Here is an 18,078-nt window from a genome sequence, read left to right on the forward strand (position 1 = left end):
AGACATAATGTCAAATATAGAGATAGTCTAACGAGGTCTACGATGAAAAGCAAGCGCACAGTTAAACCCACGCCCACGCTCAAAGTGGAGGGGGGCTCGCAAACCTTGGCTCGTGGCTTGAGGGCGCTTGAAATCATTGGCGTTACTGAACCTCCTATCAGCGTGGCTGCGTTGTCGCAGCAGTTGGACATTCACCGTTCGATGGGGTATCGCTTGGTGAAAACGCTGGAGCAAAGTGGTTTTGTCGCCCGCGATGCACAGGGCGGTCTCATCATGGGTACAAAGCTGGCTGTTCTTGCGCGAGGGGTTGCCAAAGATCTGTTGTCAATCGCAGAGCCTGAATTGGCAGCCATCGCAGAGCAGTTGGAGATGACCGCGTTCATCGTCACCTACGACGGTGAATTTGCTGTGACCTTGAGCAGTGCTGAACCCAAAAACTTGGAGACCACTTTGGGTAAAAAGCCGGGCAGTCGACACGCCATCGGGCAGGGGGCGCCGGGTAAGGTGATTCAGTCGATGTTGAAGCCCAAAAAGTTTCCGCCTCAAGCGTTTGAAGTGAGTGAAAACGAGGTGATTCAAGGCATTGCATCGATTGCAGTGCCGTTGCATCTGCGCAGTGGTCAGCCTGCCGCCATTGCGGTGCTTTATTTGCCGCACGATGTGAAGGTGGCTCAGGTGGCCAAGGTGCTCACCTCAGCCGCGAATCGCATTGCTGCTGCGATGGGCTAGCGGCAGCGGGTGATCACGCGTCGCTCGGGCGGTCGAGGTTATGTAGCAGGGTGTCCAAGGTGTCGTACACCTGCTGCAATTGTTTGACGCCCACTTGTTTTTCGAGCTCGAGGTATTCACGTTCAATGATGGGAGCCATGCTTTTGCCTAGCTTTTTGGTGGCCGCTGTGACGGTCACTTTGACGCGACGCTGGTCATGCTCCATGCGTTCGCGCTGAATCCAACCCGCTTCTTCCATGCGCATGAGCACGCCCGCAATGCTTGGGCTGGAAATGAGGCAACGTTCACAGAGTTGGCGAGGCTCCAAACCATCTTCATCCAGCAACACGCGCAAGATGCGCCACTGTTGCTCGGTCACGCCATGCTGGTTGAGCACTGGGCGAAAACGACTCATCAAGGCTTCCCTTGACTGCAACAGGAGGTGGGGCAAGTTCTTATGCCTAAGCGGGCTTTTCATCGGTTTAATTCCGGATAGAGCGATCAACTGTACTGAATTTCAGGCTAGGGATAACACCCATGAAAGTTTGATTCAGGTGGATTGACTTACTAACAAGTGAGTGTTCTAATTACGAATATGTTAGCGAAATTTTCAACCATGTCGAATCATTTTCAAATGCCCAGCGGCGGCACGGTGTACGGCGCCTTGTTGAACCACCGCGAAGCGTTGGCGGCTTTGGGTGGCCAAGTCAACGCCGCGCCCTACAAGGCTGCGCCTCAGGCGCCCATTTTGTATATCAAACCACGCAACACATGGGCGCACAGTGGCGACACGGTGGTGGTGCCATCAGATGCGACTGCGTTGCAAATGGGGGCTACCTTGGGTTTGGTCATTGGCAGCGTGGCCTGCAAGGTGAGCGAGGTCGAGGCTCTGAGTCATGTGGCGGGCTATGTGGTGATGAACGACATCAGCGTGCCGCACGACTCGTTTTATCGCCCCTCCATGCGCTTCAAGTGCCGCGATGGCTCTTGCCCCATGGGTGCTTTTGTCCCGCGCGAGGCTGTGGCCAATCCTGACGCATTGGCCATGACCGTGTCCATTGACGGCAAGGTAGTGCAGCAAACAGACACTGGTGGTCGTGTGCGCTCTGTGGCGCAATTGTTGGCCGATGTCACCGAGTTCATGACCTTGCATCCGGGCGACATTTTGAGCATTGGTGTGTCGGCCAACGCACCATTGGCCCATGCAGGGCAACGCGTGACCGTCAGCATTGCTGGCGTGGGGCAGATTGAAAACACCTTGGTGGCGGAGGCATTGGTATGAAGCGCGCAAAAGTCGCATACGGTGGCGCCGTTCACGACGCCTACGAGCACCCCGCAGGCGTGAAGCTGGCTGATGGCCGCGTGGTGGCTGAAGAAGCGGTGGTGTGGTTGCCGCCATTTGAGGTGGGCACCATCATTGCCTTGGGGCTCAACTATGCCGACCATGTGAAAGAACTTTCCAAAGAGTTGACCATGACCGCCAAAGATGAACCCTTGGCGTTTCTCAAAGGCCGCAGCTCTTTGATTGGCCACCGCGCGCAAACGCGTCGCCCCGAGGGCGTGGCTTTCATGCACTACGAGTGCGAGCTGGCCGTCGTCATTGGCAAAACGGCCAAGAACGTCAAACAGGCAGATGCGATGCAATACGTGGCGGGCTACACCGTGGCCAATGACTACGCCATTCGCGACTACTTGGAAAACTACTACCGCCCCAACTTGCGTGTGAAAAACCGCGATGGTGGCACCGTGATCGGACCTTGGCTGGTCGATGCCGCCGATGTGGCTGACCCGCACGCCTTGTCGCTGCGCACCTTGGTCAACGGGGTGGTCACGCAGCAAGGCAACACCGCAGATTTGATTTCGGATATTCCGACCTTGATTGAATACTTGAGCGGCTTCATGACGCTCAACCCTGGCGATGTGATCTTGACGGGCACACCAGATGGCGTGGTCAATGTGAATGTAGGTGATGAAGTTGTCACCGAGATTGACGGCATTGGTCGCTTGGTCAACACCATCGTGGCCGATGCCACGTTTAGCCGCTAAATTTTTTGGATGCAGGAGAGCTTGAGATGCGTATCGAACACTTGATCAACGGCAAAGCCGTCAGCGGCAATCAGTACTTTGAAACTGTCAACCCCGCTACTCAAGAGGTGTTGGCCGAAGTGGCCAGTGGCACCGCGAATGAAGTTAACGCCGCCGTGCAAGCTGCGAAAGATGCATTCCCTGCATGGGCAGGCCGCCCTGCGGTGGAGCGCGCCAAGATCATGCGCAACTTAGGCGACCTGATTGCCAAGCATGTGCCAGAGTTGGCGCAAACCGAAACCAAAGACACGGGCCAGTCCATCAGCCAAACGGGCAAGCAGTTGGTGCCGCGTGCGGCCGATAACTTTTACTACTTCGCCGAAATGTGTACGCGTGTGGATGGGCACACCTATCCCACACCCACACACCTGAACTACACCTTGTTCCACCCTGTGGGTGTGTGCGCTTTGATTTCGCCATGGAACGTGCCGTTCATGACGGCAACTTGGAAAGTTGCGCCGTGCTTGGCGTTTGGCAACACGGCTGTGTTGAAGATGAGTGAGTTGTCGCCCTTGACGGCCTCACGTTTGGGCGAGTTGGCATTGGAAGCAGGTGTGCCAGCCGGTGTGTTGAACCTGGTGCACGGCTACGGCAAAGATGCAGGCGAACCACTGTGCTCACACCGCGATGTGCGCGCCATCTCGTTCACAGGCTCCACGGTCACGGGCAACCGCATCGTGCAAGCGGCGGGCTTGAAAAAGTTCAGCATGGAATTGGGTGGCAAATCACCGTTTGTGATTTTTGAAGACGCAGATTTGGACCGCGCATTGGACGCTGCCATCTTCATGATCTTCAGCAACAACGGCGAGCGCTGCACCGCTGGCAGCCGCATCTTGGTGCAAAAGAGCATTTATGCCGACTTCGCCGCCAAGTTTGCCGAGCGTGCCAAACGCATCGTGGTGGGCGACCCCTTGGACGACAAAACCATCATCGGCCCCATGATCAGCCAAGGTCATTTGGCCAAGGTGCGCAGCTACATCGAATTGGGTGCGAAAGAGGGCGCGTCTATTTTGTGCGGCGGTTTGGATGCGCCCGAATTGCCCGCCCATCTGCAAAAAGGCAACTTCGTTCGTCCCACCGTGTTTGCCGATGTGGACAACCGCATGCGCATCGCGCAAGAAGAAATCTTCGGTCCTGTGGCGTGTTTGATTCCGTTCACCGACGAGGCCGATGCCATCCGTCAAGCCAATGACATTGAATACGGTTTGTCCAGCTATGTGTGGACCGAGAACATTGGCAAAGCTCATCGTGTGGCCGCTGCCATTGAAGCAGGCATGTGTTTTGTGAACAGCCAAAACGTGCGCGACTTGCGTCAGCCCTTTGGTGGCACCAAAGCCAGTGGCACAGGACGCGAAGGCGGCACCTGGAGCTACGAAGTGTTTTGCGAACCCAAAAACGTGGCGGTGTCGATGGGCAGCCACCACATTCCACATTGGGGAGTCTGACCATGGGCCAACTCGCATTAGCCGCCAAAATTACCCACGTGCCCAGCATGTACCTGAGCGAAATTCCAGGTCCGCGCTTTGGCACACGCCAAAGTGCCATCGATGGCCACAAAGAAATCAGCCGTCGCTGTCGCGCCATGGGCGTGGACACCTTGGTGGTGTTTGACACGCACTGGTTGGTCAATGCGAATTACCACATCAACTGCGCGCCGCACTTCAAAGGCAACTACACCAGCAACGAGCTGCCGCACTTCATCAACCACATGAGTTTCGAGTCGCCAGGCAACCCAGAGCTCGGCCACTTGCTGGCCAAGGTCGCTAACGAACATGGCGTAGAAACGCTGGCGCACGACAACACCACGCTCGACCCCGAGTACGGCACCTTGGTGCCGCTGCGTTATATGAACGACGACCAACACTTCAAAGTGGTGTCGGTGTCGGCGTTATGCATGGTGCATTACCTGAACGACAGTGCGCGTTTGGGCTGGGCCTTCCGTGAAGCGGTGGAGAAACACTACAACGGCAAGGTGGCGTTTTTAGCCAGTGGTTCACTCAGCCATCGCTTTGCGCAAAATGGTTTGGCGCCAGAGTTCGCGCACAAAATTTGGAGCCCGTTCCTTGAACAGCTCGACAAGCAAGTGCTGCAGATGTGGGACAACCGCGAGTGGAAAGCCTTTTGCGAGATGCTGCCCGAGTACGCCAGCAAAGGACATGGCGAAGGCTTCATGCACGACACCGCCATGTTGATGGGCGCACTCGGTTGGACAGGGTATGACGGCGGTGTGGATGTGGTCACGCCTTACTTCGGCGCAAGTGGCACAGGCCAGCTCAACGCAATTTTTGATGTCACGCCCCAAGACGGCAGCCACGTGCCCAAAGCCGTGGCCAGTAGCGCGGATGGCTACACCGCCATCAGTTCACGTTTGTGAGGTTTGAGAGAACGACATGCCCCATCTTGTGATTCTTTACACCGGCCAGCTCGATGCTGAAGTAAACATGACCGCCTTGTGTCGCCAAATGGCCGACGCTATGTTGACCGTCAAAGACGAAGCGGACAAACAAGTGTTCCCCACCGGCGGCACGCGTGTGTTGGCTTATCCAGCGCCGCACTACGCGGTGGCCGATGGCGGCGCAGCAGGTCAAGCCGCTGCGCAGTTTGACGCCAATCCACACGGCGGCTCGGGTGACTATGCCTTTGTGTACCTCAACCTACGCATGGGCAAAGGTCGCACCGAAGCCACGCAACAGCGTGCAGGGCAAACCTTGCTTGAAGTTGCGAAAACATTTTTTGCGCCCGTCATGGCCAAGCGCCACATTGGCATCACTTTGCAAATTGATGTCGGCCCCGAAGTGTTTGATGCCAAGCACAGCAATATCCATCCCTTGTTTCAGAAAAACTGAGTCATGTCTGTATTCACCGAAGAGCAAATCCAAGCGTTGGCGCAAGAGCTGCACCAGTCCGAAAAATCACGCGTGCAAATTGAGCACTTCTCCAAGCGCTTTCCAGGTATGACCATCGAGGACGGCTATCGCATCAACCGTGCGTGGATGCAGCTGCAATACGCAGAAGGTCATCAAGTGATTGGTCACAAAATTGGGTTGACCAGCCGAGCCATGCAGCAAGCCAGCCAGATTGACGAACCCGACTACGGCACCTTGCTTGACTACATGCGTTACGAGTGCACCCCAGGTCAGGTGTTGGACATTCCCGTGCATAACTTCATCGCGCCACGCGTGGAAGTTGAGTTGGCGTTCATCTTGAAGAAAGATTTGCGCGGCCCCAACGTCACTGTCGAACAAGTGTTGGACGCCACCGAGTACGTGACACCTGCGATTGAAATCATCGACTCACGCATTGAGCAGTTTGACCGTCACACCAAAGTGATGCGCAAAGTGTTTGACACCATCAGCGACAACGCCGCCAACGCAGGCATCGTGCTCGGTGCCAAGCGCGTGGACCCACACACCACCAATTTGCCGTGGTGCGGCGCGATTTTGCGTTTGAACAGCGTGGTCGAAGAAACCGGCTTGGCCGCTGGCGTGCAAGGCCATCCAGCGGTGGGCATTGCGTGGTTGGCCAATAAGCTCGCCCCGTGGGACGAGTATTTGAAAGCCGGCGAAATCGTGTTGGCTGGATCTTTCACCAAGCCTGTGCCAGCCAAAGCCGGCGATGTGTTTGATGCCGATTACGGCGATTTGGGCCAACTGCAATTCCGTTTTGTGTAAGGCGACGCACCATGCAAATCACTCAAAATAAATTCCGCGATGCACTCAAAGCAGGGCAGAGTCAAATCGGTTTGTGGGTTGGCTTGGCTGATGCCAATGTGGCCGAAGCTCTGGCCGGCTGCGGCTTTGACTGGTTGCTGCTCGACGGCGAACACGCACCGAACGATGTGCGTACCGTGCTCGATCAACTGCGTGCCGTGGCGCCGTACCCTGTGCATCCCATCGTGCGCCCTGTGCAAGGCGATGTGGCCCTCGTCAAGCAGTATTTGGATGTGGGTGCACAAACCTTGCTCGTGCCCATGATTGACACGCCCGAGCAAGCGGCATTGATGGTCAAAGCCATGCGTTATCCACCCCACGGTATTCGCGGTGTGGGCGCGGCGTTGGCGCGTGCCTCGCGGTGGAACCAAGTGACGGATTATTTGAAACAAGCCGATGACCAAATGTGTTTGCTGGTGCAAGCCGAAACCACGTTGGCCGTGCAAAACCTCAAGGCCATTGCCTCGGTCGAAGGCGTGGATGGTGTGTTTTTTGGTCCTGCCGACTTGTCTGCCTCGATGGGCTATCGCGGTCAACCCGCGCACCCTGAGGTGGTGAAAACTATTTTGGAAGGGATTGCCACCGTGCGAGCCGCAGGCAAGGCTGCTGGCATTTTGATGGCCGATCAAAAGATGGCGCAGATGTACCTCGAAGCCGGTGCGCAGTTTGTGGCGGTGGGTGTGGACACCACGCTGCTGGTGCGTACTGCCACCGAGCTGGCAGCAGCCTTTAAAGGCCCACGCACTGCCGTGGCCGATGCGTCGCCCAAAGTTTATTGAAGCCACCTTTCATGCAAACGCTCCAACTCAAAGACGCTCAACTGCTCAAGTCTCAGTGCTACATCAACGGCGCGTGGGTCGATGCAGGCGATGCCAGCACGCTTGCTGTGCTCAATCCCGCCAATGGCGCGCACATCGCGTCCGTGCCGAATGCAGGCAAAGAACTGACACAACAAGCGATTGATGGCGCGGCCCAAGCGCAAGTGGAATGGAAAGCCCGCACTGCCGAAGACCGTGCGCGCATCTTGCACCGTTGGTATGAGTTGATGCTCGTGCACCAAGACGACTTGGCGCTCATCATGACCCACGAGCAAGGCAAGCCGTTGGCTGAAGCCAAGGGAGAGATTGCCTATGCCGCGTCGTACATCGAGTGGTTTGCCGAAGAAGCACGTCGCGTCTATGGCGAGATGGTGCCGTCGCCTTGGCAAGACAAACGCATTTTGGTCACACGCGAGCCTGTGGGTGTGTGTGCGGCCATCACGCCGTGGAACTTTCCCTCGGCCATGATCACGCGCAAGGTCGCCCCTGCGTTGGCGGCAGGTTGCACCATCATTGTCAAACCGGCAGAGCAAACGCCGCTCTCGGCTTTGGCCATGGCCGAGTTGGGGCAACGTGCGGGCATTCCTGCTGGCGTATTCAGCGTCATCACGGGTGACGCGCGTGCCATTGGTGGTGTGCTCACCGCCAGCCCTGTGGTGCGCAAACTCACCTTCACAGGCTCGACCGAAGTGGGGCGCCTGCTGGCCACGCAATGTGCGCCCACGCTCAAAAAGATGTCGTTGGAGCTGGGCGGCAACGCGCCGTTCATCGTGTTTGACGATGCCGATTTGGACGAAGCAGTGCAAGGCGCACTCGCTTCGAAATACCGAAACACGGGACAAACCTGTGTGTGCGCCAATCGACTGTTGGTGCAAGCCGGTGTGTACGACGCTTTTGCCACCAAGCTAGCCGCCGCTGTGCAAGCCTTGAAAGTGAGCCATGGTTTAGAAGAGGGCGCCGCACAAGGCCCGTTGATTGATGAGGACGCCTTGGCCAAAGTGGAAGACTTGGTAGGTGACGCCGTCAAGCACGGCGCACGCGTGCTGAGTGGTGGCAAGCGCCACGCTTTGGGCGGCACGTTTTACGAGCCCACCATCTTGGGTGATGTGACGACGCAGATGCGCATTGCCCGCGAAGAAGTGTTTGGCCCTGTGGCGCCGCTGTTTAAGTTCAACACCGAAGCCGAGGCGATTGCTTTGGCCAACAACACCGAATTTGGTTTGGCCGCTTACTTCTATGCCAAAGACATGGCCCGCGTGTGGCGCGTGGCCGAGGCGATTCAGGCCGGTATGGTGGGGGTGAACACCGGCATCATCTCCACGGCTGTGGCTCCTTTTGGTGGCGTCAAACAGTCGGGCATGGGACGCGAAGGCTCGCACCAAGGCATTGAGGACTACATGGACACCAAGTACATCTGCTTGGGTGGTATCGGCACACATTGAGACAAAACATGAGCAAGTTTGAACAAACCTACCCACGCCCCGAGCGCTTCAGCGAAGCCGAGTGGGCCGCACGTGTGCAGCTGGCTGCGGCCTACCGCATTGCCGATCACTTGGGCTGGACCGAGTTGATTTACAACCACATCTCTTTGCGCGTGCCGGGTGAGGAAGGTCACTTTCTCATCAATCCGTTTGGGTTGCACTATTCCGAGGTGTGCGCGTCTAACTTGGTGAAGGTCGATGTGCGCGGCAACATCATTGGCCATTCCGATTGGCCCATCAATCCCGCAGGTTTTACTTTTCATGGCGCCATTCATGAGCGCATGCCCGACGCACATTGCGTGATGCATGTTCACACCACGGCCACGCAGGCGGTGTGTTGTTTGAAGGATGGCTTGTCGTTCACCAACTTTTATGCGGCGCAGCTGTACGGCAAGATCGCGTATCACGACTTTGAGGGCATCACCGTGCATCTGGACGAGGGGATGCGCATCCTCGATAGCTCGAAAGGCATGCCCGTGCTTTTGCTGCGCAGCCATGGCCCCGTGACCATTGGTTTTAACTTGGCCAATGCGTTTTCATTGATGTGGTTGGTCAACCGTGCGTGCGAAGTGCAGCTGGCCTCGCAATCGATGGGCGAGACCTTAGCTATTCCCGTGCCTGTGCTTGAAAAATGTGTGCGCGACTCGTTGAACTTCGACCCAAAATTTGGTGGCGGGCAGGATGCTTTTGACGCTTTGCAACGCATCGTGGATCGCATCGATCCGAGTTACCGTGGTTGATCTAATTGCTTTTATTTTGCATAGCCACCAATAAGATATGCAAAATTTAAATACCTGATAGAACGTAAATTCATGCAAGAAATGGCAGACCCTAGCCAAAATAGGGGCTGAAATATAAAAGACAGTTGAGGAGAACTTATGAGTGAAAGCAAAGCGCCAAGCTCTGGCGTTGACCGTGTGCTCGAGCTTTTGTGCGATGCCAGTGCCACCATCGGTGGTTTGGTGTTGGTGGCTATTGCCTCGGTCACGGTGGTGAGCGTGATTGGGCGAGCATTTTTCTCACATCCCATCTTGGGCGATGTGGAGTTGGTGCAGTTGGGTTGTGCGGTGGTGGTGGCGTCATTTTTGCCTTACACACAATTTCGCAACGCCAACATCATTGTGGATTTTTTCACCACCAATGCATCGCAAGAGACTCAAACCAAATTAGACGGATTTGGCACCTTGCTCTACACCTTGGTGATGGGTTTGGTGGCATGGCGTGTGGCAGTGGGGGGCATTGACATCAAGGCCAACCAGGAAACCTCCATGCTGATGGCTTTGCCACTGTGGATTCCCTACATGTTGATGGTGCCTGGCTTGGTGTTGTGCACGGCCATTGGATTGGTTCAAACCCTAGAACACTTCGGTTTGATGAAGAAGGAAAACGTATGAGCACGATGAGTATTGGCTTGTCCATGTTCGGCGCCATGTTGGTGCTGATGGCTGTTCGCGTGCCCATCGCGATTTCTATGTTTGTGCCAGGCGCCGTGGGGTACATGGCTTTGGCTGGTTGGTTGCCTTTGTTGTCGCACCTCAAGGGCGCGGTGTACAGCCGCGTGTCGATTTACGACTTGTCTGTCATTCCCCTGTTCATGTTGATGGGCGCGTTTGCCGTGCACGGCGGTTTGTCCAAAGCGCTGTTTGACTTTGCCAATGCCTTGCTCGGTCGCTTCAAGGGCGGCATGGCGATGGCGGGCGTGTTGGCCTGTGCCGCGTTTGGTTCCATCTCTGGTTCGACCGTGGCCACCACGGCCACGATTGCGCAGGTGGCTTACCCCGAAATGCGTCGCATCAACTACTCCGGTCGATTGGCCACTGCGGCTTTGGCCACGGGCGGCACGATGGGTGTGCTGTTACCCCCATCTGTCACGTTGATGGTCTATGCCATCTTGACTGAGCAAAACATCACCAAGATGTTCTTGGCGGCTTATGTGCCTGCGCTGTTGGCGGCCATCGGCTATCTGATCGCCATTGCGGTGATCGTGCGCATTCACCCCGACCAAGCGCCTCAAGCCCAAGCGGCTTCTGCCAGCGAAGTCATGAGCAGCGCCATGAACGTGTGGCCCATTGCTGCCATCTTCTTGGTGGTGTTTGGCGGTATTTATGGTGGTGTATTCACGGCCACCGAAGGTGCAGCCATTGGTAACGTGTTGACCTTTGCCATCACCTTGCTGCGTCGTGAAATGACGTTTGACAAGTTGGTCGCGTCTATCCGCACCACCGCACAGACTAGCGGCATGATCTTTTTGATCTTCATTGGCGCGGACATGATCAACGCCTCTTTGGCTTTGTCCCAGTTGCCCGCGCAGTTGGCTGACATGGTGGGTCATTTGCAGATTTCACCCCTGGTGGTGATGGCTGGCATCATGATTTTTTACATCATCCTCGGCTGTGTGATGGATGAGATGTCCATGATTTTGCTGACTGTTCCCACCTTGTTTCCTGTGATCTTGGGCATGGACTTCTTCGGGTTAAACCCTTCTGACAAATCCCTGTGGTTTGGTATCCTGATCCTCACGGTGTGTGAGATTGGCATGATCTTCCCGCCTGTGGGTTTGAACGTGTACATCATGAATGGCTTGGCCAAAGATGTGCCCATGGTGGAGACCTACAAGGGCGTGGTACCGTTCCTCATCACAGACGGCATTCGCTTGTCGTTGTTGATTGCTTTCCCCGTCATTTCGTTGTGGCTTGTCCACGCATTGACATAACAATTTTTATAACTGGAGATACACATGAAAACTCGTTTTCTCAAAGTCGCCACTGCTGCAGCCTTGGTTGCAGCGATGAGCCCAGCGGCCATGGCCCAAGAAGTGACGCTCAAAGTGCACCACTTCTTGCCCGCATCTTCTTTTGCACAAACCTTGTTCATTCAACCTTGGTGTGATCGCATCGCCAAAGAGTCGAACAACAAGATGAAGTGCCAGATTTATCCATCCATGCAATTGGGTGGTTCGCCCCCCCAGTTGTTTGAACAAGCACGTGACGGCGTGGCTGATGTGGTCTGGACATTGCCCGGTTACACAGCGGGTCGTTTCCCATCGGTGGAAGTCTTTGAAATGCCTTTCATGATGCAAAGCCCAGAAGCCACCAGCAAGGCGGTGTGGGACTACGTCGAGCAATACGCCAAGCCTGAATTCAAAGACGTGAAAGCTTTGGCTTTCCACGTGCACGGCGACGGTGTGTTCCACATGGTCAACAAACCCATCCGCACAGCGGCCGATTTGAAGGGCGTGAAGTTGCGCGCACCGACACGTGCCACCAACAAGTTCATCGCCATGTTGGGCGCCACCCCTGTGAGCATGCCAGTGCCGCAAGTGGGTGACGCTTTGTCTAAGGGTGTGATCGACGGCGCTGTGGTGCCTTACGAGGTGGTGCCTGCGGTGAAGATTCAAGAGTTGGTCAAGTACCACTCGGAGACCGACCCAGCTGAACCAGCGTTCTACACGTCTGTGTTCATCTTCGCGATGAACCAAGCCAAGTACGACTCGCTCTCTCCTGAGTTGAAAAAAGTGATTGACCGCAACAGCGGCCAAGCGCTCTCTGGCATGGCTGGCAAGGCGTTCTTGCAAGCTGACGGTGAAGGTAAAAAACTCATCAACAAAGCTGCAGTGAATGTGATTCCTAAAGCGGAATTGGAAAACTGGAAAAAGTTGTCTCAACCTTTGTTTGACTCATGGGTCTCTGACATGAACAGCAAAGGCCATAACGGCAAACAAATGCTCGATGGCGCTAAGTCGCTCATCGCCAAGCATCAAGACGGCAAGTGATTCACTTGCGCTGAAATCAAAAGGGCCGCAGATGCGGCCCTTTTTTATGTATTCAATCGTCAGCGCTGGCACTCCAACGGTCGTTCCATGCGTGCTCTATTTTTCGTCGATCACGCTTGGTGGGACGGCCATGTTCAATGCTGTGTGCTGGCTCAAATGCGAGCCGGTTGAGTTCGGCCTGTTTGGCCCGTAAGGCCACGCTCTCGGGTGTTTCTTCGTAGAGTTGTTGGGCCACGGGCGCAGGGCCTCGCATGCTGCTCAGGCCTTTGACCACAATGGTTTTGGTCACCGGGCCTTGGCGCACCGTGAGGGTGTCGCCCACACGCACCTCACGCGCAGGCTTGACATCTTGGCCGTTGATTTGCACGCGGTGTTTGGTGACCTCATCGCAGGCCAAACTGCGTGTTTTGTAAAACCGCGCGGCCCACAGCCATTTGTCGATGCGCACACCGTCCATGCTTTAGCCTTTGACGATGTCCAGCACTTTAGAAAGGTCGTGGCCCATGTGGGTGGGGCGGGGGCCGATGGTTTCAAAGGGCAGGTGCTGGCGGTTCACCCACAGGGTGGTAAAGCCATACCAAGTGGCGCCCAGCGCGTCCCAGCCATTGCTCGACACAAACAGCACGTTGGTGCGGTCGCTCACGGGGATGGTGTGCTGCACCAGGCCATAGCTCTCGGGGCTGGTTTTGAAGCGGCGAATGGTGTCGACCGAAATCACGTGGTCTAAGCACTCGGTCATGCCCGCGCTTTGCACGGCGGTTTGCAGCATTTCGCGGTTGCCGTTAGACAAGATGGCGGTGGTGATGCCTTGGCGCTTCAAGGCTTGCAGCACGCCCAAGTTTTCAGGAAAGGCAGTGAGCTTGGCGTACTGGCCCATGAGTGCGTCGATGTGCGCGGGCTGGGCGTCGAGCTTTAAGCGTTCAAGCGTGTACTCGAGCGCACGGCGGGTGATGTCCCAAAAGCTCAGGTAATACTGGCTGCCCTCGAGCGTGTGCGGGTCAGACAGGCTGATGAGGCGGGTGTAGTCAATTTGCTTGTCGCGCCACATCACCGAGATCGCCGCACCTTGGCCGGGGTAGAGCTGTTCGGCCAGTGCACCAATGCTGTACACATCAAACAAGGTGCCATAGGCATCGAACACAACAGCTTGAATGGCCATGGGCGGCTCCTGGTGGTTTTAAGCGTTAGGGCGCAGGCAACAGGTGTCGCCGCTGGCGGGGCGCTCGATGCTGATGCGGTCAATGTGGGGCAACGAGGTTTTGAGTTCGTTGTAGATGAACACGCACAGGTTTTCAAGCGTGGCAGGTCCGAGGCCTTTGACTTCGTCCAAGAAATGGTGGTCGAGCTTCTCGCGCACTTTTTCAACTTCTTTGCGCAGGTAGGCCAAGTCCATCATCATGCCGCTGGCAGGGTCGGGCTGGCCGGCGATGGTGACTTCGGCATGGTAGGTGTGGCCGTGGATGCGCAGGCTGCCTTCGGCGTCGATGGTGCGGTGCAGGGTGTGAGCCGCTTCAAAGTAAAAGCGCTGGCTGAGTTCAAATTTCATCGGATACCAATCCATTTATGGGTTTGCACGCTGAGCTTCCAGCGGGGGTGTGTTTGGCAGTAGGCCACGGCGGCGGCGGTGTTGGCGGCGGCTTGGGCGTTGTCCAGGGGCTGCAAGTAAAAGTGGTCAAACGCTAAGGCCTCAAACTGCGAGGGTTCTTGACCCGCTTGGGGGTAGACCAGCTTCAACTCTTGGCCTTGTTGCACCACGATTTGGCTACCCGCTTTGGGGCTGATGCATAACCAGTCAATGCCGGCGGGAGGTTGCACGGTGCCGTTGCTTTCCACCGCAACTTCAAACCCCTGCGCGTGCAGGGCTTGCACCAAGGCCTCGTCCACTTGCAGCAATGGTTCGCCACCGGTGAGCACCACAAAGCGGTGCGCTGTGTCTGTGCTGGGCCAAAAGCTGGCAATGGCAGCAGCCAAGGCCTGGGCAGAGTCGAACTTGCCACCATGCGTGCCGTCGGTGCCCACAAAGTCGGTGTCGCAGAACTGGCAAATGGCCGAGCTGCGGTCCTCTTCGCGGCCGCTCCACAAATTGCAGCCGGCAAAACGGCAAAACACGGCGGGGCGGCCTGCATGCCGGCCTTCGCCTTGCAAGGTGTAGAACATTTCTTTCACGCTGTACGTCATGCTCGCTATTTTCGCAGCAAGTCAGGCGTCAACTTGGTGTGGGCCAATTCGCCCTTATGACTGACTTTTCCAAACTCTTTGCACCCACGGGCGCGTTGCGCGTGGCCATCAACGTGGGCAACCCCATCTTGGCGCGACGACACCCCGACAGCGGCGAGCCCGAGGGCGTGTCCATCGACCTTGCCACGCAATTGGCCCAGCGCTTGGGCGTGCCTTTGAAGCTGGTGGTGTTTGAAGCTGCCAGCAAATCGGTCGAGGCCTTGGCCCAAGACGTGGCCGATATGGGCTTTTTTGCCATCGACCCCACACGTGGCGAAACCATTGCCTTCACCACGCCCTATGTGTTGATTCATGGCGCGTACATGGTCAAGCAAGATTCGCCGCTGCACAGCAACGACGAGGTCGACCGTGCGGGCCACACCGTGGTGGTGGGCAAGGGCAGCGCGTACGACCTGTACTTGAGCCGCGAGCTCAAAGCCGCCGAGCTGGTGCGTAGCCCCACCTCACCCGAGGTGGTGAGCTTCTTTTTAGAACACGGCCACGATGTGGCAGCGGGTGTGAAGCCGCAACTCGAAGCTGAGCTGCCCAAACACCCCAACTTGCGCATGTTGCCGGGGCACTTCATGGTCATCTCGCAAGCCATGGGCGTGCCCAAAAACCGTGGCCCCGAAGCGCAGGCCTACCTCACGCAGTTTGTGGAAGACATGAAGGCCGCAGGCGTGGTGGCTGATGCCATGACGCGCCACCGCATTGAAGGCGCGACGCTCGCGCCTATAGGCGGCTAAGCTGGGGCCGCATCGTGCAGCGCTGACAATACGTCCATGAACGTTACCGTGACCGACACCCTCAGTGGGGTGCAAACCAGCCTTGAACTCGCGGGCACGATTGCCTTTGCGCTTTCGGGCGTGGTCGAGGCCGCGCGCAAAAAGCTCGATGCTGTAGGCGTGTGCGCCGTGGCCTGTGTGGCCGCGTTTGGCGGCGGCACGTTGCGCGATGTGCTGCTGGACCGTCGGCCTTTGTTTTGGATTGAACAGTCGTGGTACTTGTGGTGCGTGCTGGCGCTGTGCGTGATTGCCATGCAGCTGATGCGCGCCAAACACTTTCGCCCCACCGAAAAAACCATGCAGTGGCCCGACGCCTTGGGCTTGGGGCTGTTTGCCGCCAGCGGCACCCAGATTGCGCTGGACATGCAAATGCCTGCGCTCATCGCGGTGCTGATGGGGGTCATCACCGCCACCTTTGGCGGCGTGTTGCGCGACATTGTGTGCAACGAAATCCCCACTGCGTTTCACGACCATCACCCCTATGCGGTGTGTGCGTTTTTTGGCGGCTGGGTGGTGGTGGGTTTGAACTGGTTGGCGCTCGATCCCAACGCTGTGTTGATGATTGGCGCGGCGACCGTCACAGCGCTGCGCTTGGCGGCGCTGTACTTTGAGTGGCGGCTGCCTGCTTGGAAGATTGAGGACTGAGTCTACTCAGCTCATCATTTGACGGCGTCGCTCTTTGCTGTTGGTCAAATGCGTGCGCATCGCGGCGCGAGCCGCTTCTGGGTCTTGGTTGCGAATGGCGTTCAAGATGCTCTCGTGCTCCATATTCACTTTGCGCAAATAGGCTTCACGCTCTTCGGCCACTGGCTTGGATTTGCCTTTTTCAAGTCGTGCGCGAGGAATGATGGAGGTGCCCAGTGACACCATCAAGTCGGCGTAATACGGATTTTGCGACGCCCTGACGATGTTCAGATGAAACTGAAAATCGGCAGCCACGGCATCTTGGCCCGCTTCAATGGCCGCTTGGATAGCTTTGAGCGAAGTCTCAATGTCTTTCAAATTTTTGTCGGTGCGGCGCATGGCGGCTAGTGAGGCAGCTTCCACCTCAATGCCAATGCGCAACTCCAGTACCGCAATCACGTCTTTCAAAGTGGTGAAATCTTCTTGGCTCAGCTTGAACGTCGGGTTGTCGTTCAGGCCCACGATGAAGGTGCCAATGCCATGTCGTGTCACCACCAAGCCCGCAGCTTGCAGGCGCGAGATAGCTTCGCGCACCACGGTGCGGCTGACGCCATATTGCGCTTCGATGGCGGCCTCGGAGGGGAGTTTGTCGCCGACCTTGAGTCGGCCATCGCGGATGCGATCGCCCAAGGCGTCGACCAGCTCTTGGGCGAGGCTTTTATGTTTGGTGAGAGGTTGAACCTTGTCGCTCACGGCAAAACTCGTCGGAGAAGTCGTTACTGAATAGGGTAGATGATGCAATGCTAACATGTATGACAACCTAAAATGCGGAGGCAGTCATGCGTCAAGGCCCAATAATCCCGTATCAAGCCAGCCCTCGGTCACCCGACACTCGCTTCGAAATTTTGGATCCTAGTTTCCAAAAATACCGTCTGTACAGCGGCTGCGTGGAGCAGCTCGCCAGTGGCATGTGGTGGGCAGAAGGGCCGGTGTGGTTTGGCGATGGGCGCTATCTGCTGGTGTCTGATATTCCAAGTAACCGCATCATGCGTTGGGATGAGGCCTCGTCCCAATGGGGCGTGTTTCGGCACAACAGTAACCACGCCAATGGCATGGCCCGCGATGCACAAGGGCGCTTGCTCGTGTGCGAACACTTGACACGTCGGATCACACGTACCGAGTACGACGGCAGCATCACCGTGTTGGCCGATCAGTACCAAGGCAAACCCCTCAATTCACCCAACGACATTGTTTGCCAAATGCAGGGACCTGACCGTGGCACGGTGTGGTTCACCGATCCGCCCTTTGGTATCTCTGGTAACTGGGAAGGCGCGCCTGCCAAGGCTGAGCAGCCCGATGCGGTGTATCGCTTGGGGGTGGATGGCACCTTGCAACAGGTGCTGACCGATTTGCGCGGGCCCAATGGTTTGGCGTTTTCTCCGGATGAAAAAGTGTTGTATGTGGTAGAGAGTCGCGCCACACCAAGCCGTTTGATTTGGGCTTACGACGTGGGCGCAAACGGCGAGTTGTCGGGCCGCCGTTTGTTGGTGGATGCACAAGGCGCGGGCTCTTTAGATGGCATCGCCGTAGACAAGGATGGCAACCTGTGGTGCGGGTGGGGCAGTGATGGCCGCGCGGGTGTGGCTTCAGAGGGCTTGGACGGCGTTCGTGTGTTCAACCCACAGGGCGTTGCCATCGGGCACATCCATTTGCCCGAGCGCTGCGCCAACCTTTGTTTTGGCGGCGATCGTCATAACACTTTGTACATGGCCAGCACCCATTCGCTGTACGCCATTCACCTGCACGCTGGCGGGGCTGTTTAAACCGATCAGGGCTTTCCCTAAATTTTGATTTTTTGAGTTGACGCATTTCCAAATT

22 protein-coding genes are annotated in these 18,078 nt (G+C 56.7%); 16 read left to right on the forward strand and 6 right to left on the reverse strand.

The genetic code is table 11. The annotated features are described in order from the left end of the window. Positions 1-42: 42 nt before the first annotated feature. The gene (locus QMG27_RS04110) at positions 43-729 is read left to right on the forward strand and encodes a helix-turn-helix domain-containing protein (RefSeq protein WP_281813464.1); all 687 of its coding nucleotides are present in this window, start codon (positions 43-45) and stop codon (positions 727-729) included. A 13-nt stretch (positions 730-742) separates the two neighbouring features. On the opposite strand, the gene hpaR is transcribed toward QMG27_RS04110, so the two are convergent. Continuing rightward, positions 743-1,186, reverse strand: coding sequence for a homoprotocatechuate degradation operon regulator HpaR (gene hpaR, locus QMG27_RS04115; RefSeq protein ID WP_281813467.1), 444 nt, complete (start codon positions 1,184-1,186; stop codon positions 743-745). A 138-nt stretch (positions 1,187-1,324) separates the two neighbouring features. On the opposite strand from hpaR, the gene QMG27_RS04120 reads away from it, so the two are divergent. The 12 genes from QMG27_RS04120 (at position 1,325) to QMG27_RS04175 (ending at position 12,574) form a co-directional block, all read left to right on the forward strand. After that, positions 1,325-1,990, forward strand: a complete 666-nt coding sequence (locus QMG27_RS04120) for a fumarylacetoacetate hydrolase family protein (RefSeq protein ID WP_281813469.1) — start codon at positions 1,325-1,327, stop codon at positions 1,988-1,990. Continuing rightward, on the forward strand, positions 1,987-2,754 hold the full coding sequence (locus QMG27_RS04125; RefSeq protein ID WP_281813471.1) for a fumarylacetoacetate hydrolase family protein: 768 nt from the start codon (positions 1,987-1,989) through the stop codon (positions 2,752-2,754). Before QMG27_RS04120 ends, QMG27_RS04125 begins: the two co-directional genes overlap by 4 nt. Positions 2,755-2,780: 26 nt before the next feature. Further along, the gene (gene hpaE, locus QMG27_RS04130; RefSeq protein ID WP_281813473.1) at positions 2,781-4,238 is read left to right on the forward strand and encodes a 5-carboxymethyl-2-hydroxymuconate semialdehyde dehydrogenase; all 1,458 of its coding nucleotides are present in this window, start codon (positions 2,781-2,783) and stop codon (positions 4,236-4,238) included. Positions 4,239-4,240: 2 nt separating this feature from the next. Continuing rightward, complete coding sequence (hpaD, locus tag QMG27_RS04135) at positions 4,241-5,167, forward strand: 3,4-dihydroxyphenylacetate 2,3-dioxygenase (RefSeq protein WP_281813475.1); 927 nt, start codon at positions 4,241-4,243, stop codon at positions 5,165-5,167. Positions 5,168-5,183: 16 nt separating this feature from the next. Next, a complete protein-coding gene (locus QMG27_RS04140) occupies positions 5,184-5,639 on the forward strand; it encodes a 5-carboxymethyl-2-hydroxymuconate isomerase (RefSeq protein ID WP_281813477.1) in 456 nt (151 codons plus the stop codon). Between the two features lie 3 nt (positions 5,640-5,642). Further along, positions 5,643-6,464, forward strand: coding sequence for a 2-oxo-hept-4-ene-1,7-dioate hydratase (gene hpaH / locus QMG27_RS04145; RefSeq protein ID WP_281813479.1), 822 nt, complete (start codon positions 5,643-5,645; stop codon positions 6,462-6,464). A gap of 11 nt (positions 6,465-6,475) precedes the next feature. Beyond that, positions 6,476-7,282 carry a 4-hydroxy-2-oxoheptanedioate aldolase gene (gene hpaI, locus QMG27_RS04150; protein WP_281813482.1) on the forward strand — a complete coding sequence of 269 codons (807 nt, stop codon included), beginning with the start codon at positions 6,476-6,478 and terminating at the stop codon, positions 7,280-7,282. Between the two features lie 11 nt (positions 7,283-7,293). Beyond that, a complete protein-coding gene (locus QMG27_RS04155) occupies positions 7,294-8,763 on the forward strand; it encodes an NAD-dependent succinate-semialdehyde dehydrogenase (protein ID WP_281813484.1) in 1,470 nt (489 codons plus the stop codon). Between the two features lie 8 nt (positions 8,764-8,771). Next, the gene (locus QMG27_RS04160; RefSeq protein ID WP_281813486.1) at positions 8,772-9,542 is read left to right on the forward strand and encodes a class II aldolase/adducin family protein; all 771 of its coding nucleotides are present in this window, start codon (positions 8,772-8,774) and stop codon (positions 9,540-9,542) included. Between the two features lie 138 nt (positions 9,543-9,680). Beyond that, positions 9,681-10,196, forward strand: coding sequence for a TRAP transporter small permease (locus tag QMG27_RS04165; protein WP_281813489.1), 516 nt, complete (start codon positions 9,681-9,683; stop codon positions 10,194-10,196). Then, the gene (locus QMG27_RS04170; protein ID WP_281813491.1) at positions 10,193-11,515 is read left to right on the forward strand and encodes a TRAP transporter large permease; all 1,323 of its coding nucleotides are present in this window, start codon (positions 10,193-10,195) and stop codon (positions 11,513-11,515) included. Before QMG27_RS04165 ends, QMG27_RS04170 begins: the two co-directional genes overlap by 4 nt. A gap of 24 nt (positions 11,516-11,539) precedes the next feature. Further along, a complete protein-coding gene (locus QMG27_RS04175; protein WP_281813493.1) occupies positions 11,540-12,574 on the forward strand; it encodes a TRAP transporter substrate-binding protein in 1,035 nt (344 codons plus the stop codon). 52 nt (positions 12,575-12,626) lie between these two features. Here the strand turns inward: QMG27_RS04175 and QMG27_RS04180 are convergent, their stop codons facing one another. The 4 genes from QMG27_RS04180 to queE are packed head-to-tail and all read right to left on the reverse strand — an operon-like array spanning position 12,627 to position 14,752. Further along, positions 12,627-13,031 carry a S4 domain-containing protein gene (locus tag QMG27_RS04180; RefSeq protein WP_281813496.1) on the reverse strand — a complete coding sequence of 135 codons (405 nt, stop codon included), beginning with the start codon at positions 13,029-13,031 and terminating at the stop codon, positions 12,627-12,629. 3 nt (positions 13,032-13,034) lie between these two features. Further along, the gene (locus QMG27_RS04185) at positions 13,035-13,733 is read right to left on the reverse strand and encodes a haloacid dehalogenase type II (RefSeq protein ID WP_281813499.1); all 699 of its coding nucleotides are present in this window, start codon (positions 13,731-13,733) and stop codon (positions 13,035-13,037) included. An 18-nt stretch (positions 13,734-13,751) separates the two neighbouring features. Beyond that, positions 13,752-14,120 carry a 6-carboxytetrahydropterin synthase gene (locus tag QMG27_RS04190; RefSeq protein WP_281813502.1) on the reverse strand — a complete coding sequence of 123 codons (369 nt, stop codon included), beginning with the start codon at positions 14,118-14,120 and terminating at the stop codon, positions 13,752-13,754. Continuing rightward, complete coding sequence (gene queE, locus QMG27_RS04195; protein WP_281813505.1) at positions 14,117-14,752, reverse strand: 7-carboxy-7-deazaguanine synthase; 636 nt, start codon at positions 14,750-14,752, stop codon at positions 14,117-14,119. Before queE ends, QMG27_RS04190 begins: the two co-directional genes overlap by 4 nt. 56 nt (positions 14,753-14,808) lie before the next feature. Here queE and QMG27_RS04200 point away from each other — a divergent pair, with 56 nt between their 5' ends. After that, entirely contained in the window at positions 14,809-15,537 is a 729-nt protein-coding gene (locus QMG27_RS04200; RefSeq protein WP_281813507.1) for an ABC transporter substrate-binding protein, read from the forward strand. A gap of 36 nt (positions 15,538-15,573) precedes the next feature. Then, positions 15,574-16,221 carry a trimeric intracellular cation channel family protein gene (locus QMG27_RS04205; protein ID WP_281813509.1) on the forward strand — a complete coding sequence of 216 codons (648 nt, stop codon included), beginning with the start codon at positions 15,574-15,576 and terminating at the stop codon, positions 16,219-16,221. Positions 16,222-16,227: 6 nt separating this feature from the next. On the opposite strand, the gene QMG27_RS04210 is transcribed toward QMG27_RS04205, so the two are convergent. Beyond that, the gene (locus QMG27_RS04210; RefSeq protein WP_281813512.1) at positions 16,228-16,953 is read right to left on the reverse strand and encodes a FadR/GntR family transcriptional regulator; all 726 of its coding nucleotides are present in this window, start codon (positions 16,951-16,953) and stop codon (positions 16,228-16,230) included. A gap of 86 nt (positions 16,954-17,039) precedes the next feature. Between QMG27_RS04210 and QMG27_RS04215 the strand changes: the two genes are divergently transcribed. Continuing rightward, positions 17,040-18,023, forward strand: a complete 984-nt coding sequence (locus QMG27_RS04215; RefSeq protein ID WP_281813514.1) for an SMP-30/gluconolactonase/LRE family protein — start codon at positions 17,040-17,042, stop codon at positions 18,021-18,023. The last annotated feature ends 55 nt before the right edge of the window (positions 18,024-18,078 follow it).

The organism is Limnohabitans sp. MORI2 (assembly GCF_027925025.1).
Lineage (GTDB): Bacteria > Pseudomonadota > Gammaproteobacteria > Burkholderiales > Burkholderiaceae_C > Limnohabitans.

Coding starts and splice junctions, on each gene's coding strand:
- queE (WP_281813505.1), bottom strand. CDS start 14,752: ATGACGTACAGCGTGAAAGAAATGTTCTACACCTTGCAAGGCGAAGGC.
- QMG27_RS04125 (WP_281813471.1), top strand. CDS start 1,987: ATGAAGCGCGCAAAAGTCGCATACGGTGGCGCCGTTCACGACGCCTAC.
- QMG27_RS04190 (WP_281813502.1), bottom strand. CDS start 14,120: ATGAAATTTGAACTCAGCCAGCGCTTTTACTTTGAAGCGGCTCACACC.
- hpaE (WP_281813473.1), top strand. CDS start 2,781: ATGCGTATCGAACACTTGATCAACGGCAAAGCCGTCAGCGGCAATCAG.
- QMG27_RS04175 (WP_281813493.1), top strand. CDS start 11,540: ATGAAAACTCGTTTTCTCAAAGTCGCCACTGCTGCAGCCTTGGTTGCA.
- QMG27_RS04140 (WP_281813477.1), top strand. CDS start 5,184: ATGCCCCATCTTGTGATTCTTTACACCGGCCAGCTCGATGCTGAAGTA.
- hpaR (WP_281813467.1), bottom strand. CDS start 1,186: ATGAAAAGCCCGCTTAGGCATAAGAACTTGCCCCACCTCCTGTTGCAG.
- QMG27_RS04185 (WP_281813499.1), bottom strand. CDS start 13,733: ATGGCCATTCAAGCTGTTGTGTTCGATGCCTATGGCACCTTGTTTGAT.
- hpaD (WP_281813475.1), top strand. CDS start 4,241: ATGGGCCAACTCGCATTAGCCGCCAAAATTACCCACGTGCCCAGCATG.
- QMG27_RS04110 (WP_281813464.1), top strand. CDS start 43: ATGAAAAGCAAGCGCACAGTTAAACCCACGCCCACGCTCAAAGTGGAG.
- hpaI (WP_281813482.1), top strand. CDS start 6,476: ATGCAAATCACTCAAAATAAATTCCGCGATGCACTCAAAGCAGGGCAG.
- QMG27_RS04160 (WP_281813486.1), top strand. CDS start 8,772: ATGAGCAAGTTTGAACAAACCTACCCACGCCCCGAGCGCTTCAGCGAA.
- QMG27_RS04165 (WP_281813489.1), top strand. CDS start 9,681: ATGAGTGAAAGCAAAGCGCCAAGCTCTGGCGTTGACCGTGTGCTCGAG.
- QMG27_RS04205 (WP_281813509.1), top strand. CDS start 15,574: ATGAACGTTACCGTGACCGACACCCTCAGTGGGGTGCAAACCAGCCTT.
- QMG27_RS04170 (WP_281813491.1), top strand. CDS start 10,193: ATGAGCACGATGAGTATTGGCTTGTCCATGTTCGGCGCCATGTTGGTG.
- QMG27_RS04215 (WP_281813514.1), top strand. CDS start 17,040: ATGCGTCAAGGCCCAATAATCCCGTATCAAGCCAGCCCTCGGTCACCC.
- QMG27_RS04200 (WP_281813507.1), top strand. CDS start 14,809: ATGACTGACTTTTCCAAACTCTTTGCACCCACGGGCGCGTTGCGCGTG.
- QMG27_RS04120 (WP_281813469.1), top strand. CDS start 1,325: ATGTCGAATCATTTTCAAATGCCCAGCGGCGGCACGGTGTACGGCGCC.
- hpaH (WP_281813479.1), top strand. CDS start 5,643: ATGTCTGTATTCACCGAAGAGCAAATCCAAGCGTTGGCGCAAGAGCTG.
- QMG27_RS04180 (WP_281813496.1), bottom strand. CDS start 13,031: ATGGACGGTGTGCGCATCGACAAATGGCTGTGGGCCGCGCGGTTTTAC.
- QMG27_RS04155 (WP_281813484.1), top strand. CDS start 7,294: ATGCAAACGCTCCAACTCAAAGACGCTCAACTGCTCAAGTCTCAGTGC.